The organism is Halomarina oriensis (assembly GCF_009791395.1).
In the GTDB taxonomy this organism is placed as follows: domain Archaea; phylum Halobacteriota; class Halobacteria; order Halobacteriales; family Haloarculaceae; genus Halomarina; species Halomarina oriensis.
Genome location: NZ_WSZK01000024.1, coordinates 30,804 through 56,935 on the forward strand (window position 1 = coordinate 30,804; position 26,132 = coordinate 56,935).

At 66.9% G+C, this 26,132-nt stretch carries 24 protein-coding genes; 16 read left to right on the forward strand and 8 right to left on the reverse strand.

Annotation, left to right across the window (positions count from 1 at the left end):
• Positions 1 to 10: 10 nt before the first annotated feature.
• Positions 11 to 2,191 (forward strand): DUF4350 domain-containing protein, encoded by a 2,181-nt coding sequence (locus GQS65_RS14315; RefSeq protein ID WP_158205317.1) that lies wholly within the window; start codon positions 11 to 13, stop codon positions 2,189 to 2,191.
• 24 nt (positions 2,192 to 2,215) lie between these two features.
• Here GQS65_RS14315 and GQS65_RS14320 read toward each other — a convergent pair whose 3' ends face one another.
• The 3 genes from GQS65_RS14320 to GQS65_RS14330 are packed head-to-tail and all read right to left on the reverse strand — an operon-like array spanning position 2,216 to position 4,566.
• A complete protein-coding gene (locus GQS65_RS14320) occupies positions 2,216 to 2,827 on the reverse strand; it encodes an NUDIX hydrolase (protein ID WP_158205318.1) in 612 nt (203 codons plus the stop codon).
• Positions 2,828 to 2,857: 30 nt separating this feature from the next.
• Complete coding sequence (locus tag GQS65_RS14325; protein ID WP_158205319.1) at positions 2,858 to 3,862, reverse strand: NAD(P)H-dependent flavin oxidoreductase; 1,005 nt, start codon at positions 3,860 to 3,862, stop codon at positions 2,858 to 2,860.
• Between the two features lie 56 nt (positions 3,863 to 3,918).
• Positions 3,919 to 4,566, reverse strand: a complete 648-nt coding sequence (locus GQS65_RS14330) for a ferredoxin--NADP reductase (RefSeq protein ID WP_158205320.1) — start codon at positions 4,564 to 4,566, stop codon at positions 3,919 to 3,921.
• A 111-nt stretch (positions 4,567 to 4,677) separates the two neighbouring features.
• Between GQS65_RS14330 and GQS65_RS14335 the strand changes: the two genes are divergently transcribed.
• The 5 genes from GQS65_RS14335 (at position 4,678) to GQS65_RS14355 (ending at position 11,833) form a co-directional block, all read left to right on the forward strand.
• Positions 4,678 to 6,441, forward strand: a complete 1,764-nt coding sequence (locus tag GQS65_RS14335; protein WP_158205321.1) for a 2-oxoacid:acceptor oxidoreductase subunit alpha — start codon at positions 4,678 to 4,680, stop codon at positions 6,439 to 6,441.
• The gene (locus GQS65_RS14340; RefSeq protein WP_158205322.1) at positions 6,438 to 7,304 is read left to right on the forward strand and encodes a 2-oxoacid:ferredoxin oxidoreductase subunit beta; all 867 of its coding nucleotides are present in this window, start codon (positions 6,438 to 6,440) and stop codon (positions 7,302 to 7,304) included. Before GQS65_RS14335 ends, GQS65_RS14340 begins: the two co-directional genes overlap by 4 nt.
• A gap of 252 nt (positions 7,305 to 7,556) precedes the next feature.
• Complete coding sequence (locus GQS65_RS14345) at positions 7,557 to 9,533, forward strand: multicopper oxidase family protein (RefSeq protein ID WP_158205323.1); 1,977 nt, start codon at positions 7,557 to 7,559, stop codon at positions 9,531 to 9,533.
• Positions 9,534 to 9,727: 194 nt separating this feature from the next.
• Positions 9,728 to 11,002, forward strand: coding sequence for a digeranylgeranylglycerophospholipid reductase (locus tag GQS65_RS14350; protein ID WP_158205324.1), 1,275 nt, complete (start codon positions 9,728 to 9,730; stop codon positions 11,000 to 11,002).
• 141 nt (positions 11,003 to 11,143) lie between these two features.
• A complete protein-coding gene (locus GQS65_RS14355; protein WP_158205325.1) occupies positions 11,144 to 11,833 on the forward strand; it encodes a helix-turn-helix domain-containing protein in 690 nt (229 codons plus the stop codon).
• Between the two features lie 22 nt (positions 11,834 to 11,855).
• Here GQS65_RS14355 and GQS65_RS14360 read toward each other — a convergent pair whose 3' ends face one another.
• Positions 11,856 to 12,026, reverse strand: a complete 171-nt coding sequence (locus GQS65_RS14360; protein WP_158205326.1) for a hypothetical protein — start codon at positions 12,024 to 12,026, stop codon at positions 11,856 to 11,858.
• 524 nt (positions 12,027 to 12,550) lie between these two features.
• Here GQS65_RS14360 and GQS65_RS14365 point away from each other — a divergent pair.
• The 3 genes from GQS65_RS14365 to GQS65_RS14375 all read left to right on the forward strand — a co-directional run bounded on the left by GQS65_RS14365 (position 12,551) and on the right by GQS65_RS14375 (position 14,833).
• Complete coding sequence (locus GQS65_RS14365; protein WP_158205327.1) at positions 12,551 to 13,390, forward strand: aldo/keto reductase; 840 nt, start codon at positions 12,551 to 12,553, stop codon at positions 13,388 to 13,390.
• Positions 13,391 to 13,522: 132 nt separating this feature from the next.
• A complete protein-coding gene (locus GQS65_RS14370) occupies positions 13,523 to 14,287 on the forward strand; it encodes a hypothetical protein (RefSeq protein WP_158205328.1) in 765 nt (254 codons plus the stop codon).
• 114 nt (positions 14,288 to 14,401) lie between these two features.
• A complete protein-coding gene (locus GQS65_RS14375; RefSeq protein ID WP_158205329.1) occupies positions 14,402 to 14,833 on the forward strand; it encodes a hypothetical protein in 432 nt (143 codons plus the stop codon).
• A gap of 393 nt (positions 14,834 to 15,226) precedes the next feature.
• Here the strand turns inward: GQS65_RS14375 and GQS65_RS14380 are convergent, their stop codons facing one another.
• Positions 15,227 to 15,433, reverse strand: coding sequence for a cold-shock protein (locus GQS65_RS14380; RefSeq protein WP_008418277.1), 207 nt, complete (start codon positions 15,431 to 15,433; stop codon positions 15,227 to 15,229).
• Positions 15,434 to 15,715: 282 nt separating this feature from the next.
• On the opposite strand from GQS65_RS14380, the gene GQS65_RS14385 reads away from it, so the two are divergent.
• Positions 15,716 to 16,192 (forward strand): acyltransferase, encoded by a 477-nt coding sequence (locus GQS65_RS14385; protein ID WP_158205330.1) that lies wholly within the window; start codon positions 15,716 to 15,718, stop codon positions 16,190 to 16,192.
• Between the two features lie 99 nt (positions 16,193 to 16,291).
• On the opposite strand, the gene GQS65_RS14390 is transcribed toward GQS65_RS14385, so the two are convergent.
• Complete coding sequence (locus tag GQS65_RS14390; RefSeq protein WP_158205331.1) at positions 16,292 to 17,662, reverse strand: geranylgeranyl reductase family protein; 1,371 nt, start codon at positions 17,660 to 17,662, stop codon at positions 16,292 to 16,294.
• Between the two features lie 109 nt (positions 17,663 to 17,771).
• On the opposite strand from GQS65_RS14390, the gene GQS65_RS14395 reads away from it, so the two are divergent.
• Positions 17,772 to 18,098, forward strand: coding sequence for a 2Fe-2S iron-sulfur cluster-binding protein (locus GQS65_RS14395; RefSeq protein ID WP_158205332.1), 327 nt, complete (start codon positions 17,772 to 17,774; stop codon positions 18,096 to 18,098).
• A gap of 14 nt (positions 18,099 to 18,112) precedes the next feature.
• Here the strand turns inward: GQS65_RS14395 and GQS65_RS14400 are convergent, their stop codons facing one another.
• Positions 18,113 to 19,321, reverse strand: coding sequence for a glycoside hydrolase family 26 protein (locus tag GQS65_RS14400; protein ID WP_158205333.1), 1,209 nt, complete (start codon positions 19,319 to 19,321; stop codon positions 18,113 to 18,115).
• A 203-nt stretch (positions 19,322 to 19,524) separates the two neighbouring features.
• Here GQS65_RS14400 and GQS65_RS14405 point away from each other — a divergent pair, with 203 nt between their 5' ends.
• Together GQS65_RS14405 and GQS65_RS14410 are read left to right on the forward strand one after the other, a co-directional pair.
• Entirely contained in the window at positions 19,525 to 21,222 is a 1,698-nt protein-coding gene (locus GQS65_RS14405; protein ID WP_158205334.1) for a glycosyltransferase, read from the forward strand.
• 173 nt (positions 21,223 to 21,395) lie between these two features.
• The gene (locus tag GQS65_RS14410) at positions 21,396 to 22,478 is read left to right on the forward strand and encodes a DUF2334 domain-containing protein (protein ID WP_158205335.1); all 1,083 of its coding nucleotides are present in this window, start codon (positions 21,396 to 21,398) and stop codon (positions 22,476 to 22,478) included.
• A gap of 165 nt (positions 22,479 to 22,643) precedes the next feature.
• On the opposite strand, the gene GQS65_RS14415 is transcribed toward GQS65_RS14410, so the two are convergent.
• The gene (locus GQS65_RS14415) at positions 22,644 to 23,675 is read right to left on the reverse strand and encodes an NAD(P)/FAD-dependent oxidoreductase (protein ID WP_158205336.1); all 1,032 of its coding nucleotides are present in this window, start codon (positions 23,673 to 23,675) and stop codon (positions 22,644 to 22,646) included.
• A gap of 149 nt (positions 23,676 to 23,824) precedes the next feature.
• Here GQS65_RS14415 and GQS65_RS14420 point away from each other — a divergent pair, with 149 nt between their 5' ends.
• From GQS65_RS14420 to GQS65_RS14430, 3 genes are all read left to right on the forward strand, one after another.
• Positions 23,825 to 24,166, forward strand: coding sequence for a glutaredoxin family protein (locus GQS65_RS14420; protein WP_158205337.1), 342 nt, complete (start codon positions 23,825 to 23,827; stop codon positions 24,164 to 24,166).
• A 118-nt stretch (positions 24,167 to 24,284) separates the two neighbouring features.
• Positions 24,285 to 24,890 carry a DUF7110 family protein gene (locus tag GQS65_RS14425; protein WP_158205338.1) on the forward strand — a complete coding sequence of 202 codons (606 nt, stop codon included), beginning with the start codon at positions 24,285 to 24,287 and terminating at the stop codon, positions 24,888 to 24,890.
• A 160-nt stretch (positions 24,891 to 25,050) separates the two neighbouring features.
• Positions 25,051 to 26,019: a phosphoadenosine phosphosulfate reductase family protein gene (locus tag GQS65_RS14430; RefSeq protein ID WP_158205339.1), complete on the forward strand. Its 969-nt coding sequence runs from the start codon at positions 25,051 to 25,053 to the stop codon at positions 26,017 to 26,019.
• Positions 26,020 to 26,132 lie beyond the last annotated feature (113 nt).

The window sequence follows — 26,132 nt, forward strand, 5'->3', positions numbered from 1 at the left end:
TCGACTGTCAATGCGACGACGTACCTTCCTGACGGCGCTCGGCGCGACGGGCGCGGCAACGCTCGGCGCGACCACCGTTCCGACCGCGTTCGCACAGTCCGCGGACGTCATCCAGCCGCTGATGTTCGATTCGACGGCGAGCATCCTGGACGCGGACGGCGAACCGCTGACCGACGACTCGGTCGTAGCGATGTGGGCCGAACCGACGGCGTTCAACGTCAACGAGGACGGGAACGCGAACGACGGCTTCGTCGAGTACCCCGACGGGACGCCGATTCCGCTCGTCACGAGTGCGGGCGGTGTCGTCGGCTTCGGCGCACCCATCGGACAGAACGATACGAACTTCAACTACGGCAACGAGGAGTTCCTCCTCAACGTCCTCGACGCCGAGACCGGCGGGTCGGGCACCATCGCGTTCGACTTCGGCCACGACCAGTTCTACGGCCCGTGGAGGTTCGAGGCGTTCCTCGGCTACGCCGAAGACAACGGCTACGACGTGAACTGGACGGAGACGCTCGCGGCGGACCTGCCCGACGCCGACGTCGCCGTCGTCACCTCGCCGAGCGAGGCGTTCACCGCCGCCGAACTCGACGCCGTCGCGTCGTTCGTCGACGACGGCGGCACGCTCCTGCTGTTCGACCAGTCCGACTTCCGGAACTTCGACGCGACGGACAACAGCAACGAGATAGCGGCCGCCGTCGACGCACCGTTCCGGTTCAACGACGACCAGGTGCTCGACGCCGAGAACAACGTCGGCCCCGACTTCATCCCGGTCACTTCGAACTTCAACACCACCGCGTTCGACTACTTCACCGACCGCGACGGACTCGGCTTCGAACTCGACCGCGAGGCGACCTACGCCGTCGACGTCGTCGAGGTCACCGACGGCGACACCGTCGACGTCGAGTTCGAGGGCGGGCAGGAGGAGGCCATCCGCGTCCTCGGCATCGACACGCCCGAGAAGCCCAGCGCCGCGTTCGCCGAGCGCACCCAGGAGTGGGAGGGCATCGAGTCGCTCGACTACCTCCAGGAGCAGGGCCTCGCCGCGACCGAGTACGCGCAGGGTGAACTCACCCCCGGTGACACGGTCGACCTCACCTTCGACGAGAACGAACCCGTCCGCGACGAGTTCGGCCGCGTACTGGGCTACCTCACCTACGACGCCGACGATTCGGGGTCGCGTGACACGCTCTACAACCGCCAGGTCGTCGCCGACGGCTTCGCCCGCGTCTACGACTCCGGACTGGGCCGCCACGACGCACTCCTCGCCGCGGAGTTCGAGGCCCGTGCCGCCCGGAAGGGTCTCTGGGCCGGCAGCGAACTGCCCGCGCCCGAGATTCGCAACGACGACGTCGAGTCGCTGTTCTTCCCGCGTGCGGCGAGCGTCGAGAGTTCGACGGGGCGTCTCGACAAGCGCGTCCCCGTCCGGTCGAGCGAGTCCGCCTCGACGCCGAACGCACCGCTCGTCGGTATCGACCAGCACGCCCGCGTGGCGATGGTCGGGTCGCCGTTCGTCGACGAGTCCTACGAGGCCGAAGAGGACTACCCGGTCGACACCAGCGAGTACGGTAACTTCGCGTTCCTCACCAATCTCGCCGACCGGCTTTCGGCCCGCGAGGGCGTGCCCGTCATCGACGGCGGTCACGGTCAGTTCGGTGCGGGCTACGCGCTCTCGGCGGAGGACGCCGCCTACTACAAGCGGTACCTCGAAGGCGTCGGCCTCGGTCTGCAGGGCGTCAACGATATCGACGAGGGGTTCGGCGCGGAACTGCTCTCGCGGGCCAGCGTCTACGTGCTCACCGCGCCCGCCGAACCGCTCTCGGAGGCCGAACTCGCCGCGCTCCAGTCGTTCCGCGACGACGGCGGCGCGGTGCTCCTGCTCGGCGGTGACGTGCCACAGAGCGCCCGCGAGAACCTCAACGCCGTCGCGGAGGCGCTCTGTACGGACCTCCGTCTCGGCGCGGCCGTCACGGACGCGACGAACAACGTCAACGAGGACCCCTCGGTCGTCACGACCTCGGCGTTCGACACCTGGTTCCGCCTGTTCGACGCCTACGACGCCCAGACCGAGTACAAGGGCGCACGCGGCGGCCCCGGCGTACCCGGTTGCCAGGGCCGACGCAACGGCGCGAGCAACGGGAACGGCAACGCCAACGGGAAGGGCAAGAAGAAGGGCCACGGCAAGCGGTAAGCGACCCGTCCGGCCCGCTCTCGGTCACCGAACGCGTCGTTCGCCGAACCACTCCTTCGCTTTCGGTTCGGTCGCAGGGTGCAATCGCTCGGGAGCCTCGCCGAACCACGCCGCACCGTGGAGTTCGCCCGGTTGGATTCGAATCTCGCCCCCGGCGTAGTCGGCGTCGAAGAAGACGTACAGCATGTGGTTCACCCGGTCGTCGTCGGGGTCGGTGCAGTGGCGTTCGACGCGTTCGAGGCGAAAGAGGTCCGTCACCTCGCAGTCGACATCCGTCTCCTCTCGGACCTCGCGGACGGCCGCCTCCTCGAACGTTTCGTCGTCCTCCTGCCCACCACCGGGGACGCCCCACCCGTTGTCAGCGCGACCGAGAATCAGCAGCGCGCGTTCTTCGTCGCTGTCTGGAGACGCCGCCTCGGGCATCGACTGGGTGAGCGCGGCGAACTGCTCGGCCGTGCGTGTCACCCAGCAGTACGCGCCGCCGATGTAGCCCGCGCGGGACTGTTCGGCGAACTCGTCGAACTCCTCCGGCGACGACTTCCACCGTTTCTCGACCAGTTCGACGCCGTCACGGCCGTACTCCTCCAGCAGTCGCTCGCGTCGCCGTTCGACCTCTTCGCGGTTGATGTGGGTCACGGGGTTCTGAGCCGAGTCCGTGACGCGGCCTCAGTCTTCCGAAAGTCGCTCGACGGCCGTCTCGGCCTCGGTCACGAGTCGCCCGACCACCGCGCTGGCCGACGGGACGTCCTCGATAGCGCCGACGCCCTGTCCGGCGTAGAGCGCCATCGCTTCGACGTCGCCCTCCGTCGCGGACAGCGGTGGGTCGTCGTCGTAGCGTTCGACGTCGTACTCGCCGACGCGAGCGACCACCTCACCCTCGTTCGGCCGCTCTCCGCGGGGTGAGCGTCCCGCCGCCTCCCACTCCTCGACCGTCGAGTTCCGCAGCACGCGGTGGTCCCGGCCGGGCCACCCACCGTCGAAACAGTCGGTTCGGACCGTCTCGGTCCCGTCCGCGTCGAGCAGTCGGTCACGGTAGGCCGGGTGGCTCAGCGCCTCGGCCGTGGCGACGAACCGCGTCCCGAGGTACGCGCCGTCGGCCCCGAGCGCCAGTGCGGCGGCGACGCCCCGACCGTCGACGATACCACCCGCCGCGAGGACGGGGACGTCCACCGCGTCGACGACCCGTGGGACGAGCGCCAGCGTCGACGTCTCGCTGTCGAGGTGGCCGCCCGCCTCCGCACCCTGTGCGACGACGGCGTCGACGCCAGCCTCGGCCGCAGACCGGGCGTCCGCGGGCGTCCCGACCATCGTGACCGCCAGCGCTCCGGCCTCGTGCACTCGCTCGACGTACGGGGCTGGGTCGCCGAAGGAGAACGCGACGACCGGCGCACCGGCGTCGAGACACGCCGCGAGCTGCTCGTCGGTCGGATACCGCGTCGTCGCGTCGTCGAGGACGAGGTTGACCGCGAACGGTGCGTCGGTCGAGGAACGCGTCTCCTCGATGGCGCGTTCGGTCGCCTCGGGCGAGTGCCACGTCACGGCGAGACTCCCGAGGCCTCCCGCCGACGAGACGGTCGCCGCGAGGTCGGGGCAGGTGACGCTCCCGACGGGGGCCTGTGCGACCGGGTGGGCCACGCCGAAGGCGTCGGTGAATCGGGTGCTGAGAGTCATGGCTCTCCGTTCACGAACGGCCGACAAAAGGGTACGTCCGGAACGCCGCGGTGTCGCTACTCCGGGGCCGGGCCGAACGACTCCACCTTCGCGGCGTCGGTGTCGAAGCCGTTCTCGGCCAGCGCCTCGCTCGCCGCGGCCACGAAGTCGGCGAAGCCGTAGACGAACGCCGACTCGTCGCCGGCCGTGGTCTCGGCGAGCGCACGCGTCAGGTTCTCACCGGTCGAGACGATGGTGACCGTCGCGCCCGCATCGGCGAGCGTCGAGAGGCGCTCTTCGTGAAGCGGGTCGTCGTCCTGGTAGACGACGGTGGCGTCGTTGCCCTCCGCGAGCGCCCGTTCGCCGATGCCGACGGCCGCGCCGACGCCGGGGCCGCCCGCGAGGACGAGCGCGTGGGGTTCGCCGTCGTAGTGGGCGTCGCCGAACGGCCCGGCGACGGTGACGGTGTCTTCGACCGAGAGCGAGGCGAGTCGCTTGCCGACGACGCTCTCGGGGTCGTAGGTGAGCGTGACTTCGAGGGTCCGCCCGGTGTCGGGCGAGGAGAGGGTGTAGAACCGCGACTCGATGTCGTCGTCCACCTCGACGCCGACGCGGATGAACTGTCCCGGTTGGGCCGAGAAGCCCTCGGGGGTCTCCAGTTCGAGTGCGATGGCGTCCGGTCCGGCGGGATGAACGGCGGCCACTGCGGCCTCTGTCTGGTCCATACTCCTCTGTGCGTTCGTCCGATTAACAGGTGTGTCGGTCCGGGAACGTGGACACGTGCCTGCGGTATTCAGAAGCCTTTTGCGGTGTCGCGGGGTAGCCACGCGGTACGTATGCCTGCGGACCTCAATTGGGCCATCGGCGGCGAAGCCGGCGATGGTATCGACTCGACTGGGAAGATCTTCGCCCAGGCGCTCTCCCGTGCGGGTCGCCACGTCTTCACCTCGAAGGACTTCGCGTCCCGAATCCGTGGCGGGTACACTGCCTACAAGATTCGGACGAGCGTCGACCGCGTCGAGAGCGTCGTCGACCGACTGGACATCCTCATCGCGCTGACCCAGCGCACCGTCGAGGAGAACATGGACGAACTCCACGAGGGGTCCGTTATCATCTACGACGGCGAGCGCACCACGATGCAGGACCTCGAGATACCCGACGAGATGGTCGGTCTCGACGTCCCGCTGAAGTCGCTCGGCGAGGAAGCCGGCGGTGCCATCATGCGCAACATCGTCGCGCTGGGCGCAGCCTGTGAGGCGACGAACTTCGACGTCGCTTTCCTCGACGAGTCCCTCCAGAAGCGCTTCGGCGCGAAAGGCGAGTCCATCGTCGAGAACAACAAGAAGGCCGCGCGACTCGGCCAGGAGTACGTTGAGGAGCACTTCGACCACGACTTCGACTACGACCTCGACACGACCGACGAGGACTACGTCCTGCTCAACGGCGACGAGGCCATCGGCATGGGGGCGCTCGCCGCTGGCTGTCGGTTCTACGCCGGCTACCCCATCACCCCCGCGACGAACGTGATGGAGTACCTGACGGGCCGTATCGAGGAGTTCGGCGGCGGCGTCGTCCAGGCCGAAGACGAACTGTCGGCCATCAACATGGCGCTGGGTGCGGCACGCGCCGGTGCCCGCTCGATGACCGCCACCTCGGGGCCGGGTATCGACCTGATGACCGAGACGTTCGGGCTGGTGGCGACGACGGAGACGCCGCTGGTCATCGTCGACGTGATGCGCTCGGGGCCGTCGACCGGGATGCCGACGAAGCAGGAACAGGGCGACCTGAACATGCTGCTGTACGGCGGGCACGGCGAGATTCCGCGGTTCGTCGTCGCGCCGACGACCGTCTCGGAGTGCTTCTGGAAGACCGTCGAGGCGTTCAACTACGCCGAGAAGTACCAGACGCCGGTCTACCTCGTCGCCGACCTGGCGATGGCGGTGACCGAACAGACGTTCCCGCCCGAAGAGTTCGACATGGACGCCGTCGAGGTCGACCGCGGTAACCTCGTCTCGGACGACGCCATCGACGAGTGGCAGAACGAGAAGGGGCAGTTCCAGCCCCACCTCGCCACCGAGGACGGCATCTCGCCGCGTGCGTTCCCCGGCCAGGCCGGCGGCGCACACATGACGACCGGCCTCGAACACGACGCCCTCGGGCGCCGGACCGAGGAGGAGGAGGTCCGCCTCGAACAGGTCGACAAGCGCACCCGGAAGGTCGAGACGGCCAAGCAGAACGAGAACTGGGACTACCGTGAGTTCGGCGACAGCGACTCCGAGAAGCTCGTCATCTCGTGGGGGTCGAACGAGGGGCCGATGCGTGAGGCGATGGAGTTCCTCGAAGAAGACGGCGTGAACGTCCGGTTCATCTCCGTCCCGTACATGTTCCCGCGTCCGGACCTCACCGAGGAGGTCGAGGCCGCAGACGAGGTCATCGTCGTCGAGTGTAACGCGACGGGGCAGTTCGCCGACGTCGTCGAACACGACACCCTTACCCGCGTCACGCGCGTCAACAAGTACAACGGTGTTCGCTTCAAGGCCGACGAGTTGGCCGAGGAAATCAAGGCGGCGCTCGCGGAGAGCACGGAGGTGACAGCATGAGTTCGGACGTTCGATTCACAGACTTCAAGAGCGACAAACAACCGACGTGGTGTCCCGGCTGCGGCGACTTCGGGACGATGAACGGCATGATGAAGGCGCTGGCGAACACGGGCAACCACCCCGACGACACGTTCGTCGTCGCCGGTATCGGCTGTTCGGGCAAGATCGGGACGTACATGCACAGCTACGCGCTGCACGGCGTCCACGGTCGCGCCCTGCCGGTCGGCATCGGCGTGAAGACAGCCAACCCGAACCTCGAAGTGATGGTCGCCGGCGGCGACGGCGACGGCTACTCCATCGGTGCGGGCCACTTCGTCCACGCCGTCCGCCGGAACGTCGACATGACGTACGTCGTCATGGACAACCGCATCTACGGGCTGACCAAGGGGCAGTTCTCGCCGACCAGCCGCGAGGACTTCGAGACGTCGACGAGTCCCGACGGCACCCACCAGCAGCCGGTCAACCCGCTCGCGCTGGCGCTCGCCTCGGGCGCGACGTTCATCGCCCAGTCGTTCTCCTCGGACGCCCAGCGTCACGCCCAGATCGTCCAGGAGGCCATCGAACACGACGGGTTCGGCTACGTCAACGTCTACTCGCCGTGTGTCACGTTCAACGACGTCGACACCTACGACTACTTCCGCGACTCGCTCGTGGACCTCGGCGAGGACGAGGACTACGACAACAACGACTTCGACCAGGCCAAAGAGGTCATCCTCGACTCCGAGAAGGAGTACCAGGGCGTCATCTACCAGGACGAGGACTCCGTCCCGTACGGCGAGCGCATGGGCTTCACCGAGGACATGTCCCGGATTCCCGACGGCGCCCCCGAGAACGCGATGGACCTGGTCCGCGAGTTCTACTGAGGCCGTCACTCCGTTCTCACGGCCGCGTCGTACCGCAGTCACGCGCCGACGCCACCCCCCCGTTCGTCCCTCCCGAGCGACTGCTCACGGGCCTCCGACACTCCCGACACTCGGCGACGAGGAGTCACGGTACCACCGGTCCGAGTCGGGTCGTGCCCCCGCACGCCCGTGTGTAAATTGAAGATCAGGTCGTGGGACCAACAACAAACATTCACCAATAAATTAATATTGCTACGATACTGTTCTCTTTCAATGACTGATTCTGGACTGAATCGTCGGCAGTTCGTCAAGTTGGGGGCGGGGCTCGGAATCGCAGGCGCGCTACCCTGGGCCATCGCAACGGCCTCGAAGCCATCGCCCGAACTGGAGAAGTTCGTGCAGCCGATGCCGATTCCGGAGGTGCGTGCCCCCGACGGGAAGTACCGTGGCAAGGACTACTACGAGATTCCGATGCTGGAAGTCGAGAAGCAGGTCCACCCGGACCTGCCAGCGACGACGATGTGGGGCTTCGACGGCGAGGTGCCGGGGCCGGTCATCCGTGCACGGCAGAACGAGCGCATCCACGTTCGCTACGACAACAGCGGCCTCCCCGACGAGCACATGTTCGAGGTCGACGAGTTCGTCCACGGCACCACGCCCGAGGACTACACGGACCACGACGGCCCCGTGCCGGAGGTCCGAACGTCGGTCCACCAGCACGGACTCAACGTCGAACGCGTGAGCGACGGGCAGGCCCGCCAGTGGGAGTCCCCCGACGGGACGAAGGGGCCACAGCCGGCGAAGGAGGTCCACGAACTGCGCAACAGGCAAGACCGCATGACGGCGACCTACCACGACCACGCGCTCGGTGTCAGTCGTCTCAACAACTACGCGGGGCTCCACGGCTTCTACCAGATCGCGGGGAAGAAGGAGTCGAAGCTGAACCTCCCGAGCGGCGACTACGACGTCCCCATCATGCTGGAGGACAAGTCGTTCGACGAGGACGGCTCGTTTCGGTACCCCGACTCGTTCGTCGCCAACTTCGCCGGTGACACCGCGTTCGTCAACGGCGCGGTGTTCCCCTACATGGAGGTCGAACCGCGCAAGTACCGCTTCCGTCTGGTCAACCAGGCCAACGGCCGCACGTTCGGCATGGCGCTCCAGAGCGAGGACGGTCACGGCGGGCCGGCGATGTACCAGATCGCTCCCGACCACGGCTTCCTCGAAGAGGTCGTCGAGGTCGGCCACCACGGCGACCTGGAGTCACTCGTCCTCTCGCCGTTCGAGCGTGCGGAGGTCGTCGTCGACTTCTCCGAGTACGCCGGCGAGACCATCACCATGACCAACGACGCCGCCTTCCCGTACATGGGGCCGGGCGGTGGCCACGGTGGTCACGGCGACATGGACGGTATGGACATGGGTGGTAACGACTCCATGGACATGGGTGGTAACGACTCCATGGACATGGGTGGTAACGACTCCATGGACATGGGTGGTAACGACTCCATGGACATGGGTGACGACTCCATGGACATGGGTGACGACTCCATGGACATGGGTGACGACTCGATGGGCACGAACGACAGCGGCGGGATGGAGATGGGCGGTGACGGCCACGGCGGGATGGAGATGGGTGGCGACGAGGAGTACCCACAGATTCCCGAGGTCATGCAGTTCCGCGTCGCCGACTCGGTCAGCGACCCCGACACCAGCGCCGACCCGACGACGCTGGACCTGCCGGGTGGTCCCGCTCACGACGAGCAGGCCGCCGTCGAGACCCGCGAGATGACGCTCGGTATGCGGATGGTGATGGACGAACCGGACCTCCACGTCCTCAACGGCAAGGCCTCCTACGAGGGCGGCGACATCGCCCGCCCGAAACTCGGGACGACCGAAGTCTGGGAACTGGAGAACACCGGCCACCACTCCCACCCCATCCACATGCACCTCGTCACCTTCGACATCGTCGGACGCGGGCACCACGGGATGGAAGCGCCGGCACCGAACGAGCGCGGGCCGAAGGACATCGTCCGCGTCGATCCCGGCGAGACGGTTCGCATCGTCGTGAGGTTCGACAACTACGCCGGCAAGTACCCGTGGCACTGCCACGTCCTCGAACACGAGGAGCACGCCATGATGCGCCAGTTCGAAGTCGTCGGTGACGAGGAAGACGACGAGGGGGCGGACGGCGACGAGGCCGAGAACGACGGCCGCGGGCGGGGCCGTGGCGACGACGAGAACGACGACTGACACTCACGACGGCTGACGGGCGGCCACCACCGCTCGCCGACGCTCCCTCCCGTTTCGGCCGGCTCTGCCGGCGGATAGCTCCCGTTCCGACCGACGGGACTGTCTCCTCAACCGAACGAACTGTAACGAAATCCTGATACTGGTCGGTCGCACAACCGAAACGCATGACAGGGGTGGAACCGGAGTCTCACAGTATGACCGAACGCGAGAACGACCACTTCGATGTCGTCATCGCTGGGGCGGGGCCGGCCGGGGGGCAGTGTGCCCGTGACCTCGCCGCGCGTGGCTACGACGTCCTCCTCCTCGAAACCGAGGCCGAAGCGGAGTTCCCACGACAGAGCAACAAGTCGACCGCCGGAACGTTCCCGTCGATGATGGCGGGCTTCGGCGTCCCCGACCGTCTCGTCGAGAAGTTCACCGACAGCGTCGTCGTGGAGGCACCGAACAGCCACTACAAACAGACCCAGCCCGGCGCGGTACTCGACTTCGTCGCGTTCAAACGGTGGCTCGTCGAGGAGGCCCGCGAGAACGGTGCGGAGGTCCGCTTCGAGTCCCGCGTCAACGCACCCATCGTCGAGGACGGCCGCGTCGTCGGCGTGACGTACGCCGGGAGCGAGGAGGTGTACGGCGACGTCGTCGTCGACGCTACGGGGCCGAGTGCGCCGCTGGCGAAGAAACTCGACGTTGTCGACCTCCACCGCGAGAACCAGGCTATCGGCATCGACTACAAACTCGAAGGGCTGGACCTCGACCACGAGGACTACGCGGACCTGAACGGCGCGATGATGCTCCGCCTCGACCACGACATCGCCCCTGGTGGCTACTCCTGGATATTCCACACCGGCGGCGACACCGCGAAGGTCGGCGTCTGTTACATCCAGAACGAGCGCCACGACGAACTCGCCCGCGACGGGATGCGCATCGACGACTACCTCGAGCACTGGCGCGAGACCGACCCCCGGTTCGCGGACGCCGAACCCGTCGAAGACGCACACATCCTCCGTGGCTCCGCGCACATCCAGATGCCCGGTCGACTGAGCACGGACGGCTTCATGGCCGTCGGTGACACCGTCCCGACCATCGACCCGCTCTGGGGGGAGGGTATCCACCAGTGCATGAAGTCGGGTCGGGCCGCGGCCATCACCGCCGACCACTGTCTGACGCTGGAGACGCCCGACACCTCCGCCGACCGAATCGGTGTCTACGACGAACTCTGGCACGAGCGTGTCGCGCCGAACATGGCGACGCGACTGTTCATGACGGAACTGCTCTACCTCGTCCCCAACGAGCGCTACGACGGGTTCATCCGCAAACTCGACGAGCTACCCAACGACGTCCTGTCGAGCGCGAACGGCGGGAGCTGGCTCTCGCTCGCCCGCCTCCTCGAACCACAGGACCTCCGGTATCTCGCCAAACTGGCCCGGAACCGAATCACCGACCCGCACCGACGCTGGAACCCGCTGTCGTAACCGCTCCGTGAAGCGGACGTACTCCGTCGAACGACCGGACGAAGCGACGGTCGGGCCGGAGTCGTCCGGAGATAGGTTTATGCTCGAAGATTCCGAGCGGACAGTATTGGACGATGGTAGTACCCGGAGAGACGATAGGCCATGATCGTTGAGTTCGTTATCCAGCAACCGACCCTGCTCGACGCGCTCCGCAGCGTGCCGTCGATGCGAGTGGAGTGGGAGCAGACCGATACGACCGCCAACAGAGAGGTGCTCCAGGTGTTCTGGGCCATCGGCGACGACTTCGAGGCGTTCGAGACCGCTCTGCACGGCGACCCCACCGTGACCGCCCCCCGCTGTCTGACCGAGTTCAGTGACAGGCGGCTGTATCAGGTCGAACAGGTCGGTGAGGGCCGCGCACAGAGCATCTACCCGGCCATCGTCGAGGTCGGTGGTGTCATCCAGCGGTGTACGGCGACGAGCGAAGGGTGGGAGCTACAGGTACGGTTCCCCGACAACGACGCGCTCTCACACGTCCACGACATCTGTGCGCGTCACGACCTCGACTTCCGACTCCGCAGGAAGTACGAGGAAGCCTCGGACACGACCAGGTCGGACACCTTCGGGCTGACCGAGAAGCAACATCAGATGCTCACGCAGGCCGTCGAACAGGGCTACTACGAGGTGCCACGGAAGATCGGCCTCGACCAGCTCGGGTCGGAACTCGGTATCTCTCACCAGGCGGCCTCGGAACGGCTTCGCCGGGCGGTCACGATTCTGACGGAGAACGCGCTGTCGCTGGAGCGAGATGACCGTCCCGACGAGGGAGTCGACACGCAGGCCGCCGAGTAGACCGCTGTGGTCGGGCGAGTACTCAGCCGCTAGCCACCGCCGTGATGAGCGCTTCGTAGCGGACGTCCTCGGTGGCCGTCGTCGCCCACCCACCGCGGGGGTCGACCCCGTTCCGGGCGGCGTCTTCGACGAGTTGTGCGATTCGCTGTTCGAACTCGGCGCGCGTGCTGACAGGCTGTGTGTTCGTGGTCATGTCGAGTACCTCTGCGAGGGCGGCCACCAGCGGTGTGCTGTCGCTACCGGTGTCTCTGGTGTACCGGCGTCTCGCACCTGTCGATAGACGAGCGGGCTTCAAACCGTCACTGCCTGATACTGCCACCGACGGAACTGGACCCCGGAGGCGATAGCCGCCCCCTTCCCGAAACCGGGCGGTCGGGAACGGTTCATGCCACCGAAACATTCATGATTCGATGTTTCTACTGACTTTGTGTCTGTTGGCGTCGTCTGGAAGGTCGTTCACAGGTGAAGCAGCGATGGTCGCCTTGGCCTGTCGGATTGCCCCAGTCGGCCGCCAACGGACACACCGTCCTCGACAGGTCGATACCGACGGGAGTGAGTCTCTACTGCCCTACGAGCCGGGTGGGGTAGCCGCGTGTGCTCGTCGACGAGCGTACCCGGTCGGCTCCTCGGTACACACGGGCCGGCCCGCGGACGGTGGCGGTAAGGATGTGGCCTTTCGCAACCGCTAATCGGGAGACGCCCCTCAGAACGAGATGTATGAGCCAACAGCCGTCGCTCTCTCCGGAGGACGTGCCGCTCGCCAAGCAGATGCCGATGCTCGGCCTCGGAACGTGGGAGAACGACGACCCGGACCAGTGTGCGGAGTCGGTCGAGACCGCACTGGGACAGGGCTACCGCCACGTCGACACCGCACAGGCCTACGGCAACGAGGAGGCGGTCGGCGAGGGCCTCGAGAACGCCCACGTCGACCGGGAGGACGTCTTCCTCGCCACGAAGGTGTGGAAGAGCAACCTGGCGTCCGACGACGTGGTGCAGACGACGAAGCAGTCGATGCACGAACTCGGCGTCGACACGCTCGACCTGCTGTACGTCCACTGGCCGGCCGGCGAGTACGACCCCGAGGACACGCTGGGCGCGTTCGACGAACTGGTCGCGGACGGGACAATCGACCGCATCGGCGTGAGCAACTTCGAGCCCCATCACCTGGAAACCGCCCAGGAGGTCACCGACGCGCCCATCTTCGCCAACCAGGTCGAGATGCACCCACTGCTCCAGCAGGAGGACCTCCGTGCGTACGCCGACGAGGAGGACGTCGAACTCGTCGCGTACTCGCCGCTCGCCCGCGGGAAGGTGATGGAGGTCGAGGAGCTACAGGACGTCGCCGAGAAACACGACGTCTCGCCCGCCCAGGTGAGTCTCGCGTGGCTGCGCGAGAAGGGCGTGACGACCATCCCGAAAGCGACCGGTCCCGAGCACATCCGTGACAACTTCGCGTCGCTGGCGCTCGACCTCGACGCCGAGGACATCGCAGCCATCGACGACATCGACCGCGAGGAACGGCAGGTCAACCCGGGTTTCGGACCGGATAACTGGTGACCGGGCGACGGTCGACCGCCTGACGGCGACCGCTCTCTCGGACCGTCGACGGCTACGACGGACCGCGTTCCCCTCTGCCACCCGAATACTCGTAGACGGAACATTCACAACGGCTGGCTTCTCAGGGAGCGCATGGTCGTCGAGCGCGAGCAGTACGGGGTGGTCAGCGGCGTCAGAGCGGACGTCGCTCAGCTCCACGAACACTGGATGGCAGTCGTCTTCCCGCGAGTACAGCAGACCCACAGCGTGGTCGGACAGTGGCGACCCGACGGGGCACTCAAACAGGGCCTGTTCTACGTCTGGGGGCTGTTCGGTGCGCTCGCACTCCTCGTCACGTACCCGTTCCTGCTGTTCGGGTTCGGGACGCGATTTTTCGTCCGTCGGGTCGATTCGACCGCGACGCGACTCGGCGCTATCGGCGTCGTCGCTCTCACGGCAGTCGCCTGGGGCCTGCTGACGGCGTTCGTCTGGGTCCAGGAGACCTTCTCGGCGGAAGCGTTCGTCGCCGTCGCCGCCGCGAGCGTCGTCGCCGTCGTCAGTGCCGGTCTCGCCGCGCTGTTCACCCGCGTCGGGGGCCGTGTGACGACGGTTCTGCTCGCGTACCCCGCGGCGATGAACGCGCTGTTCCTCCCGCCCGTCGTCGCGGCGCTGTACTCCCCGACGCTGGCCGGTGCGGTGCTGACCGGGAGCGAGTCGTTCGCCGTCTGGCTGCTCGACAACGTGCTGGTCGTCGGTGACGTCAACGCGTTCCTCCGCTCGCAGTTCAGTCTCGAAGGCGGGGCGTACGTCGCCATGTGGTTCGCCATCGCCGTCCCGGTCGGCTGGCTCCTCGGTCTCCTCGTGACGCTCGCGGACGTGGTCCGGCCGAAACCCGACTCGAAGTCCTCGAACGCCTGACGCCGGCCGCCCGCACGGCTCTCGCTCCTCGGCGTCGAACACGGCGAGTACCGCGCGACGCCCCGAACCGGCCGGGCAGAAGATTCTTCTTCTCGCTGGCGTGACTGTCGAGCGATGCGACTGCCCTCCCCCACACGGCCCGCGGCCCTCGTGGGTCTGTCCGTCGCGGCCGTCTTCGCGCTGGGACTCGCCGCCACCGTGTCCGGTTCCGGCGTGTTCGGGTCGTACCGCTGGCCGGTCGGATACTTCATCGGGATGCTCGTCTCGCTCACGCTCGGTGTCGTCGTCGTCCACCTCGCGCCCGACTACGTCGAGCGTATCACCGACGAACTCGGTGACCGTCCCGGCGAGTTCTTCGTCTACGGTCTGGTCTCGTTCGCCGTGTTCGTCGTCCTCGCGTTCGTGTTGGGCATCGCTGCCGTCGGTATTCTCGGGTTCGGCCTCCTCGTTCCGCTCGCCGTTGTCGTCGTCGTCGTCGCCCACGCCGTCGTCTCGACCGGTCTCGGCGGCGTACTGCGCCCCCCCCGACGGGAGCCTCCTCGGTGACTACCTCGTCGGTGCGGGCGTCGTCCTCGCCGTCTCACAGATACCGCTCGTCGGTGGTGTCCTGACCCTCGTCGTGACCTGTCTCGGAACCGGGGCGGTACTCGGGTCGTGGTCCGACCGCCGTTGACCACCTCGCCGCCGTTCCCGACCCCGGTCGCTCGTCCGGACGTGGACGTCGAGTCCCGCGGCGCTGTGACTCCGGTCGAGGGAACCCTGCAACGCGTCGGCGCTCCGGAGTGCGCCGACGGGAGCGCACGTCCCGCATCGGAGCGGCCTCCGAGTAGCGCCGCTCGAATCGGTACCGAGCGGACACGGTCGCGCCAGTTCGGACGTGACCCCGTCTGAAAGATGAAATCGCTGTTTCGTCGCCGTGAGCGACGGGTTCGTCCGGTGTTACTGTCGGACGACGTTCGCTGCGCGAGGCCCCTTCGGTGAGGACTCGATGTCGAACTCGACCTCCGTCCCTTCCGTGAGGTCCTCGCCACCGACGTCCTCCATGTGGAAGAAGACGTCTTCGTCGTCGTCGAGGTCGCCGTCGTCAGTCGAAATGAAACCGTAGCCGCCAGTGTCGTTGAAGAAATCAACTTTGCCGTTTGCCATTACGGACGAACGTAGAGGCAGGCGGGGGATAACCCTTCCGAGAGTCGAGTTACCGTGCCCCCGGTTTCGGACGCACGGGGGACGGCTATCGAATCGGTGGGGGCTGTGTCGTCTGCCGGGACTCGCGGTGACAGAAGGGTGACGGGTCGCTTAGCGACGTCGCTTCCGAACCAGCGTGAACCGAAACCGCACACCGAGTGCCGGGGTCGTCGGACGGAGCGCGCGGCTCTCACAGCAGCGGGGCATCGACACGACTAACGGACGGGAACGTCGGCCCACTGTATGGTACGTGAAATCGACGACTCGACACGGATCGTCGAGTCGGAGGTCGGAGCGTCGATGCTCCGTGAGTACGTGACCGTCCACGACTCTACGGTCGGGGACGACTGTGGCATCTACGAGCGGACGTCGGTCAAGAAGTGCCACGTAGGCGACAGCGTGGAGATAAACGCCGGCTGTTACGTCGAGAACGCCGAAATCGGTGACGAGGTGCAGGTCGGGCCGAACTGCAGCGTCGTCGGGGTCACGCACGATCTCGGCGAAGACGGGATGGAACTCCGAAACGACGTGTTCGAGCGCATCGTTCTCCACGAGGGGGCGTTCGTCGGCGCGGGCGCTGTGATCGCTCCTGGCGTCGAAATCGGACCGAACGCAGTCGTCGCGGCCGGTGCCGTCGTCACTACGGACATCGACGAACGACACGTCGTCGTCGGGTCGCCACCGACACAGGACGTCACCCACCTCCGTGAGTGGCTGTAAGCTCCACTCGTACGGCTCCTCTCCGTCGGCGTCCCTGCCGATGCACTCGCGGCACGCGGCGACACTCGGCCCGCGCGCTCCGTCGCCGCCGACCGGCCGTCAGTACTTGGGTTCGGCCCCGGTCGTCGCGTAGATGTCGTCCATGATGCGGTCACGGCGAATCTTCCAGGCGGGGAACCGTTCGGGCGAGTCCGGATAGCGCTCGTAGTGGGCGAGCAGGCGGTCGGCCAGTCGCTTCGTCCTGTAGAAGTCGACCATCGTCTCCCAGTGGCCACGCGCCTTCCAGAGCGTCTTCGCGGCGAGCGCCGGCGAGACGCTCGAACTCCCCGAGTAGAGCGCCTCGGAGAGCTGTTGGCCGGGGAGGGAGGCGAGGAGACTCATCAGGTCGTCGAGGTCGTAGGCCGTCGAGAAGACGTTGTAGACGTCGAGGGCGGCGTAGCGGCCGCCGAAGTGGTCCATCACGCGCTCGTTGTAGCGCCAGAGGCGCTCTTCGGAGTGGTCGTCGTGCTCGATGGCCTCGATGGCCTGCTCGGCGGCGTACTGACCGGCGTAGGCCGCGCCCGCGATGCCCCCGCCCGTGGTGGGGTTGACGTGGGCGGCGGAGTCGCCCGCGGCGATGTAGCCCGGTGCGACCGCCGAGTCGTACGTCCGGCGGGTCGGGAGGGCCGCGCCGAGTTTGTCCTTCACGGTGGCGTTCTCGAACTCGGGGCGCTGGCGGAGGTCGTCGCGCAGGTCGCCGACGAGCTTCATCGGCTCCTCGTTCATCTGGAAGCCGAGGCCGACGTTGATCTCGGTTGGGGTACGCGGGAAGTACCAGAGGTAGCCCGCCGCGCGCTTGGTCGGTTTGAACACGAGCGCGTCCGACCACTCGACGGGCTCGTCCACCTCGACGATCTCTCGATACGCCGAGGAGAACTGCGAGTACCGGACGTTCGTATCGAACGTCGCCCCCGAGAAGTCGGTCTTGTCCTGCAGGATGGACAGGGCCCCCGCACCGTCGACGAGCACTTCGGACTCGTAGGTGACCCGTTCACCCTTGTGGACACCCGTGACGCCGGTGACGCGGCCGTCGTCGGCCTGCGTGACGTCCTGGACGACGGTGTCGTAGTGGAACTCGACACCCGCGTCCTCCGCCCCCTCGATGAGCAGGCGGCCGTACTTCAGGCGGTCGATGACCGCGATTTCGCCGGGGACCGGGATGTCGAGGACGACGTCCTCGGAGGGAATCTCGAACTGGCCGTGGTCGACCTCGGTGTTGGTGAACGACGGTTCGATGTGGGACTTCGGGATGGCGTCCGGGAAGTTCGCCGCCCCCTTCAGCGCGTCGCCACAGGCGATGTGGCCCGCTTCCTCGGCCGTCTTCCGCTCGACGATGACGACGTCGTAGCCCGCCTTGGCGACCGTCGCGGCGGCGTAACAGCCCGCGGTCCCCGCCCCGACGACGGCGACGTCGTACTCGTGGGTGGTCATGTACGTGAGTGACCGGCCCGTGGCAAAACGGTTACTGATGCGGCCGTCGTCCGACCGGGGTCACGAGCGTCCAACAAGAGTTTTGCCACGGTTCGACCAAGCCGTGGGCATGACCGAGTACACCGTGGAGTTCGTCGGCACCGGCGAGACCATCACCTGTTCGGACAAACAGACCATCCTCAGTCGCTGTCTCGAGGAGGGAATCGCCCAGGAGTACTCCTGTCGCGTCGGGATGTGTCTGGCGTGCTCGGCCGAGATCGTCGACGGCGAGGTCGAACAGCAGGTCGCCGCCGCCCGCGGCCTGACCGAGGAGGAAGCCGAGACGTACGCGCTGACGTGCATGGCTCGGCCCGCGTCGGACCTGAAACTCGACCGCGGGAAGTACCCGCCGAGCATCGAGAACGACACCGAGGAGCCAGCGGCGGCCGACGACTGAGAACCCACCGTCGCTCACTCCCCGAGGTCACCGTGGAACTCCTCGGTCGTGAGCCGGCGGGGATGGTCCGAGTACGACCCGAGCACGTCCTCGCTGGCGACGGCCTCGCGGTACTCGCGGTAGGCGTGGTAGGTGGTCGTCCCGTCTCGCACCGTCTCGGTTCCGCGTGAGCCACCGAACACGGCCCAGTCGGTCTCTTTCTCGTGGTTGAACCAGAGGGCCATCCGGACGTCGCTCGCCTCGAAGTACGCGAAGACGTCACGGATCCACCGCCCCTTCCTCGTGGGGTCGGCCGTGCCGTCGAGCACCGACGAACTGCCGTACTCCGAGACGACGACCGGGTTGTCGGTGATGGCCCGAACCGCGTCGAGCGTGGGGCCGTAGATTTGCTCGGGGGGTGCCCACCCGCCCCACTTCGGGAAGTTGTAGCCGTGGACGCCACACCAGTCGACGTAGTCGTCGCCGGGGTAGAACGCGGCGAGCGGTTCCGCGCTCCGCCCGACGTGGTTGACCGCCCACACCCACTGGACGTGCTCGTCGGTCAGGCCTCGCGCCATCACGATGTCGTGGACCCGGCGGTACATCGCCACGTAGTCGGCGGCCGTCGTCCCGCCGGCAGAGGTGTCCCACGGCACCCAGTCGCCGTTCATCTCGGGGGCGAAGTTGAGGTAGAGTCGCCGTTCGGGACCGGATTCGGGCCGACACCAGCGGCCGAACACGGACGCCCAGCGCTCGAACAGTCGGTCGTGTCTCCCGGCGGCGATGTCCTGAGGGACCGTCGCGGGGGTGTCCTCCTGCCCCGCCACGAACGGTTGCCAGATGACGTGCGGGACGCTCCCGTGGTCCCAGATGGGCGTCAGCACCGACTCCCCCAGTGCGAGCAGTTCGCCGTCCGAGCGTCCGACGTCGAGGAAGAGGCCGACGACGGCGTTGTCCTTCCCCTGCCAGCGTTCGAGCGCGGTCAGTCGTTTTCCGGTCCGCGTCTCGGGAGTCACACCGAGCAGGAGTCGCCCGGTCCGCGTCTCGACGGACTGCGGGGTCGCCTCGGGCGGCGTCTCGGCCGTCGGCGACGGCTCCTCGGTCGGTGTCGGCGTCGTCGTCGGAACCTGCCGTCGCTCCCTCACGGCGTCGTCCTCGCTCGTCAGCAGTCGGTACAGTTCGGTGCCACCGAGCGCGACACCGAGTGTACCACCACTCAGTCCGAGGAACGTCCGCCGGTTCATACGCTTCCGATATGCTGTGAAGATTATTGTTATAGTATCGATAGCGACCGCTTCGGCGTCCGTTAAGCCTCGAAATGGGACGTTTAACTCGCTCTGGCGGCTGAATCTTCGTTTCGAGCTGTCTCGGGGGAAAGTATCGACAGACAGAAAAAAACGCTGTACGTGACTAACAAAGGCTGCGGAGAGTCATCCTTCCCTCGTCGATGAACATCTGGCAGTCGTTTCGGGGGGGAGGGGGAGAGCCGAAAGCGCGAGCGAGCGACCGCCAGCGCGGTGTGCTCACGCTCTGTATCGTGTTGCTGGCGAGTTCGCTGCTCACCGGGTGGGTCCTCCTGCCGGGGTGGATGGTCGTCGCGTGTGCGTCCGTCACGGTGGTGTTCGGTGCGGCACTCGTCGCCGCCGAACGCCGGCACTCACTGGTCGACCGGCTGTTCGGCGTCCGGGTGCGGGTCCCCGGCTGGGTCTGGCTCTCCGTCGTGACGGGTGGCGCTCTCACGCTCGGTCTCGCGGAGTGGGGCGTCCTGACGGGTCGGACGCTCGCCTGGGTCGGACTCATCGCCATCGCGGCCGCCGTCACCCTCTCGACGCTCGCCCCGCTGGTCGGGGTGATGCGGATGTCGGTGTCGGCACCGCTCTGGCTGGTCGCGGTCGGCGTCGGCGCGGCCGCGAGTTTCGCGCTCGTCGTCCGGACGACCGGCACCGTCAGTTCCGCGCTGTTCCTCACCGCGTTCGTGGTGTTCTTCACGTACCTCTGGTTCGTCGTCCCGCTCGCGGTCTACCGTCAGTCGGTCGACCGGGCCGTGACCGTCGCCCCCGAGTCGCTCCCGACGATGAGCGTCGTCGTCCCCGCGTACAACGAGGCCGGCTACGTCGGTCGCTGTATCGACCGAATCCTCGCCGCGGACTACCCCGCGGAGCGACTCGATGTGCTCGTCGTCGACGACGGGAGTACCGACGACACGCTCGTCGAGGCGACCGCTCGCGTCGGCCCACGCGTCGCGGTCTACTCCAAGCCCAACGGTGGGAAACACGCCGCGCTGAACGACGGTCTCGACCGGACGACCGGGGACGTCGTCGTCGTCGTCGACGCCGACAGCTTCGTCGACGCGGGGGCGTTCCGGGCGGTCGCCGCCAGTTTCGCCAGCGGCGAGCGCATCGGTGCCGTCGCCAGCGACGTCCGCGTCGTCAACCGGAAGAACGGCATCAGCCGCCTCCAGACGCTGGAGTACGTCCTCGGTATCAACACGTTCAGACGCGCGTTCGACTTCTTCGGTGCCGTGCCCGTCGTTCCCGGCTGTCTCGGGGCGTTCCGCCGTGAGGCGCTCCGCGACGCGGGCGGCTACGACGGCGACACGCTCACCGAGGACTTCGACGTCACCATCAAGGTGCTCAAAGCCGGGTGGACCGTGCGCCACACCGCTGCCAGAGTGTGGACCGAGGCTCCCTACTCGCTCCGTGACCTCTACCGCCAGCGCCTCCGCTGGAACCGCGGGAACGTCGAGGTGCTGTGGAAACACCGGGACGTGCTGCTCGACGACGACGCCCGCTTCCTCCACCGTCTCGTCTTCCCGTTCCGCCTCGGGTCGATGCTGCTCGCACCGGTCGTCGCGGTCGCGGTCGTCGTCGCCGTCGCCGTGAGCCTCGTGCAGGGCGACGTCGCGTCGGTCGCGGGGATGCTCGCGTACTTCACCATCGTCGGCGTGCTCCTGGCGACGCTCGCGGTCCGTATGGAAGGCGAGAGCGTCCGCCTCGTCCCGTACTCGGTCCCGCTCATCGTGCTGTTCCCGCTGTTCCAGGCGGTCGTCATCGCGGTCAGCATCGCCTCCGCGCTCCTCAGCACCGACCGGTCGTGGGCGAACGTCCAGCGCATGGCACAGGACCCGGCCGTCGAACGACACTGACCGCTGCCTCCCGACTCGAACGTGTCGGTTCGAGCGAGTCGTGTCCCCGGCCTCCCGACGAAAGTGCCGATATTCGATGCAACGACGCTCCTGGTGAGCGAAACTACCTTTCCGACACGTTAAATATCTCATTCGAGTGACTAACAATACCATCGAAGAGTGTTCCTCCGTGTATGACCCGCCAGCGAGGCCCACGAGAGGACCAGCACGACGACATCCGTCCCGAGTGGGGTAACTGGTCGGTCGGTCGCGCGAGCGCGTGGTCGGTGCTCGGTGCCGTCGTCGTCCTCCTGCTCGCTGGCGTTGCGACGGGCGGGGTGGGGATACCGGACGGCGTCCTGGGTGACGCCGGGTCGTCGCCGGCCGCCGGACCGGGAGCGGTCCCGACCCACGGCACGGAGGACGTCGACGGCCCGGCCGAACGGGCCGTCACGACGACTCCAGAGACGCCACCCGAGTGGCACGAGTACGACGCCGTCGTCGTCTTCCGGAACGACGACATCCAGCCGTACTACCGGACCGAGACGATGGTCGCCGTCGACCGCATCTTCGTCGAGGAAGGCATCCCGGTGACGCTGGGCGTCGTCCCACAGGTCGGCAACGGGGCACCCATCACCGACACCGACCTCTGTCCGTACCTCCGGTCGCTCGAACGCGACCACCCCGGTCAGTTCGAGATGGCACTGCACGGCTACACCCACGAACAGCGCACCGACTTCTACGGCGGAAGCGAGTTCGGTGGCCTCGACCCGGCGACTCAGCGGGCGTACATCGACAGCGGCACGCGGACACTGACCGAGTGTGTCGGTGAGCGGCCGACGACGTTCGTGCCACCGATGGACACGTACGATGGCGCGACGGTGGACGCGCTCCGCGCGGCGAACTACACCGTCGTCTCCGGTGGTGGCTCGTTCACCGCCCAGTACTACGACGAGACCGAACCGTTCGAGCGTGACGGCCTCCTCCACGTCCCGAACGACGGCGGGTTCGTCGCCAACTGGTCGACCGGGGCGTTCCACGACGCCGATACGCTCGAACGGCGCTACGACTGGGCGGTCGAGGACGGCGAAATCTACGTCCAGATGCTCCACTACCAGGACTTCACGACCGAGGAACGCCGGGCACAGCTCCGGGCGTACATCCAGTACGTCAAGGCCTCCGGTGACGTGCGGTTCATGACGCTCGGCGAACTGGACGAGCACACCCGGAACGGAACTATCGAGAAGACCGAGGACGGCTGGCGCGTCTACGAGTGAGTCGAGGGGCGGTGTCGGCGACCCGACGTCGGGTCGCCCGACCGTCGGGGTCACCGAAGCCAGTCCTCCGGACGGGTCGACGTCGACATCCCGCCCTCCGCACCGGGGCGCGTCCGTCGTCGTCCCGTTAGGTTCGTCCCCGTCGCTCCGTGGCTCCGGTCCCGCTCAGTCGTCGTCGGAGGCGGCCGGCGCGGGAGCCTCGGCGTTGTGCTCGCGTGCGTGTTCGCGCATGCGCTCGGAGAGGCCGGGGACGTCCGCCTCGCTCACCTCCCCCTCGCTCTCTATCTCGTCGAGCGAGCGCGGGAACTTCCGCAGGCGGTCGTGGATGCCGATGCCGGCCTTCGCGCCCTCGCCCATGGCGACGGGAATCTGGTTGTGGCCGGGGGTCAGATCGCCCACCGCGGAGACGCCCTCGACGCTCGTGTGGCCGTGGTCGTCGACGGCGACGGTGCCGTCGTCGTTCAGGTCCAGATCCAACTGGTCGGCGAGGTCCGAGTTGTAGTCCGACCCGTACATCGGGAAGCCACCGCGGTACTCCCGGCGCGTCCCGTCCGCGAAGACGAACGCTTCGAGCCAGCCGTCCTCGCCCTTCTCGACGGACTCGACGTCCTCGTGAACCACGTCGACGGGGTGGGCGTCGAGCTGTTTCTGCGTGTCCTCGCTCCACTCCGGGTCGTCGCCGCGGGTGAGCAGGTCCACCTCGTCGGTGAAGTTGAGCATGATCATCGCCACCGTCGCGGCGGAGTCGCCCGTGCCCATCACGAACACCGGCTGGTCGACGAACATGTAGGCGTCACAGTGGAGACACCAGTGGAGTCCACGCCCGGTCCGGGGCAGGGGTGGGTCGGGGCGAACGTCGTTGAACCCCGTGGCGAGGACGACGTGGTCGACGGTCACGTCGGTGTCGCCACCGGAGACCGAAAAGCGGCCGTCGTCGGCCCGCTCGATGGTGTCGACGGTGTCGCGGACGTACTCCGCGCCGTAGCCCTGAATCTGCTCGACGGCCGTCTGGAGGAACTCGTTGCCGCTGACGTCCTCGGTGACGCCGATGACGTTGTGGGTGTCGAGCATCATCGCCGCCCGCCCCCCACCGCGGTTGATGACCACCGTGTCGTGGCCGAGTCGTGTCGTGTAGAGCGCCGTCGTCAGTCCCGCCGGGCCACCGCCGACCACTGCAACCTGGTACTCGTCGGTCATTGCCGGTGGTTCGAGGGCCAGCCTCATAACCGATTAGTCGGGCGTGCACGGCCGGCACCACCTCGCGATGGTGGCCGTGGGGGCGACCGGGTGTGGGTTCGGGCCGCCGCTGGCGAAAGGCGTTTCCACGAGCGGACGAATCCTCTGGTATGAGCTTCGACCCCACACCGTCGCTGAGCGAGGAGGAGGTCCGGGAGGACGTCGAGTCGACCATCGCCGACAACGACGTCGTCCTGTTCATGAAGGGGACGCCGCTGATGCCCCAGTGTGGCTACTCGCGGCGCGCGCTCGGTCTCATCCAGCAACACCGCGAGGACGTCGCCACGGTGGACGTCCTGGACGCACTCGACCACTACCGCGCCGCGCTGAACGACCGGAGTGGCTGGGAGACGATTCCTCAGACGTACGTCGACGGGGAGTTCGTGGGCGGGAGCGACATCCTCGCAGAACTCGACGAACGTGGCGAACTCGGCGAGACCCTCCACGGATAACCGCCCCTCGTCACGGAGTGACAAAAAGGGCAGAAAATATAAGCCTCAAATCCCTAGAGTAGGGTGACCAGTTCCGGTCGCGGGGAGGGACTCGCCCCGGTTAGCTCGTGCCACATCCATGACCAGCCACGTATACAGCCTTCACTCGACGCTCGAACTGCCACTCGAAGACGTACACGACTTCTTCGAGGACCCAGACCTGCCCGCTGAAATCGCCGACGTCGAGATTACTCGACGGAACAACACGCTCATCGTCAGCGCCGTCGCTGCCGAGGACAACATCAGCAAGTACACACCCACCGCACAGCTCAAAGCCAGCGTCACGGAGAACCGCATCTACCTCGACGAGGAGGAAGAGGAGGAGGACTCCGGGCCGTTCAGTTCCGGCCCCTCCGGCGGCCCCCAGTGGGGGGCGTTCGGCCAGCAAGAAGAGGAGATGGAGCGCCCATCCGAACTCGTCGAGTACGCCTGCTTCAAAGGTGACCGCGAGACGGTGCTCCAGAACACCGCGCTCCAGTACCCGATGTTCGAGGTGCTCTGTGCGCTCGCGCTCGAATGTGAGAAAGGCGCGTTGACGGCCATCACGGCCCACGACGACGAACTCCAGGCGACACGCATCGTCGACGGCGAGGAACGCGCTGCCCGCCTCGAAGTCGTCGAGGACCCGCGAGAGAACGGTGCTGGCAACGGCATCAACTGGCGGGACAACAAGTTCATCAGCTGAACACGGTTCCTTCTTCGAGCGCACCCGCCTCCGACCGGAGAGCTCCACACCGAGACGGGTGCTACTCCCCCACAGATGCCTCGCAGTGGCTGCGAAACTGTCGCGCGGGCTGTCGGAGGCCACAAGCCCTTTTACGGAAGTAATAATATGTAATTACGAGATGGCAGACGACTTCCCCGACTATCTGGACGTCGACTACAGCGACGGCGAAGGCGAGTCCCCCGAGGACTACCCGACGCTCGAAGACAAGATCGAGAAGGCCATCGATGTGACGCGCATCGGCCTCGAGCAGTACGAGAACCCCGCCATCATGTGGACCGGTGGGAAGGACTCGACGCTCACCCTCTACTTCGTCAAGGAGGTCGCCGAGCAGTTCGACATGGAGATGCCCCCGGCCATCTTCATCGACCACTACCAGCACTTCGACGAACTCCACGACTTCGTCGACCACTGGGCCGAGGAGTGGGACCTCGACGTCGTCTACGCGCAGAACACGGACGTCGGCGAGTACGTCGAGGCCAACGGCCTCACGCCGGGCGACGACATCCCCATCGACGAACTCAACGAGCAGAACCAGCACCACGTGCGTAACCTGCTCGAGTACGAGGAAGACAGCTTCCCGTTCCTGCTCGACACCTACGTCGGCAACCACCTACTGAAGACCGTCGCGCTCAACAACGCGCTCGAAGAGTACGACGTCGACGGCATCCTCTCGGGCATCCGCTGGGACGAACAGGAGGCCCGCGCCGACGAGACGTTCTTCTCGCCGCGCCACGACCCGGACGTCTACCCACCCCACGACCGCATCCAGTCCATCCTCCAGTTCGACGAGGCCGCCGTCTGGGAGGCGTTCTGGAACTTCGTCGTCCCCGAGACGGTCGAGGGCTACCCCGCGGGTCACGTCCCACAGGACTACGACGACCTGCCCAACGACCTCACCCACGAGGACATCCCCGTCTCACCGAAGTACTTCGCCGGCTTCCGCTCGCTGGGGAGTGAAGTGTCGACCGACAAGTCCGCCGAGGAGCCCGCGTGGCTCCAGGACCTCGAAGGTACCACCGAGCGCGCGGGCCGCGCCCAGGACAAGGAGGACCTGATGGAGCGCCTGCGCGACCTCGGCTACATGTAACACGACCTTTTCGCTCCACGAGCCAGGGTGCGCAGCGACCCTGACAGGGTAAAAGCTCTCCCAGTGTCCGAAGGACCTGGGAGCCGTGAGACGCGAAGCGTCTCACAATGCGA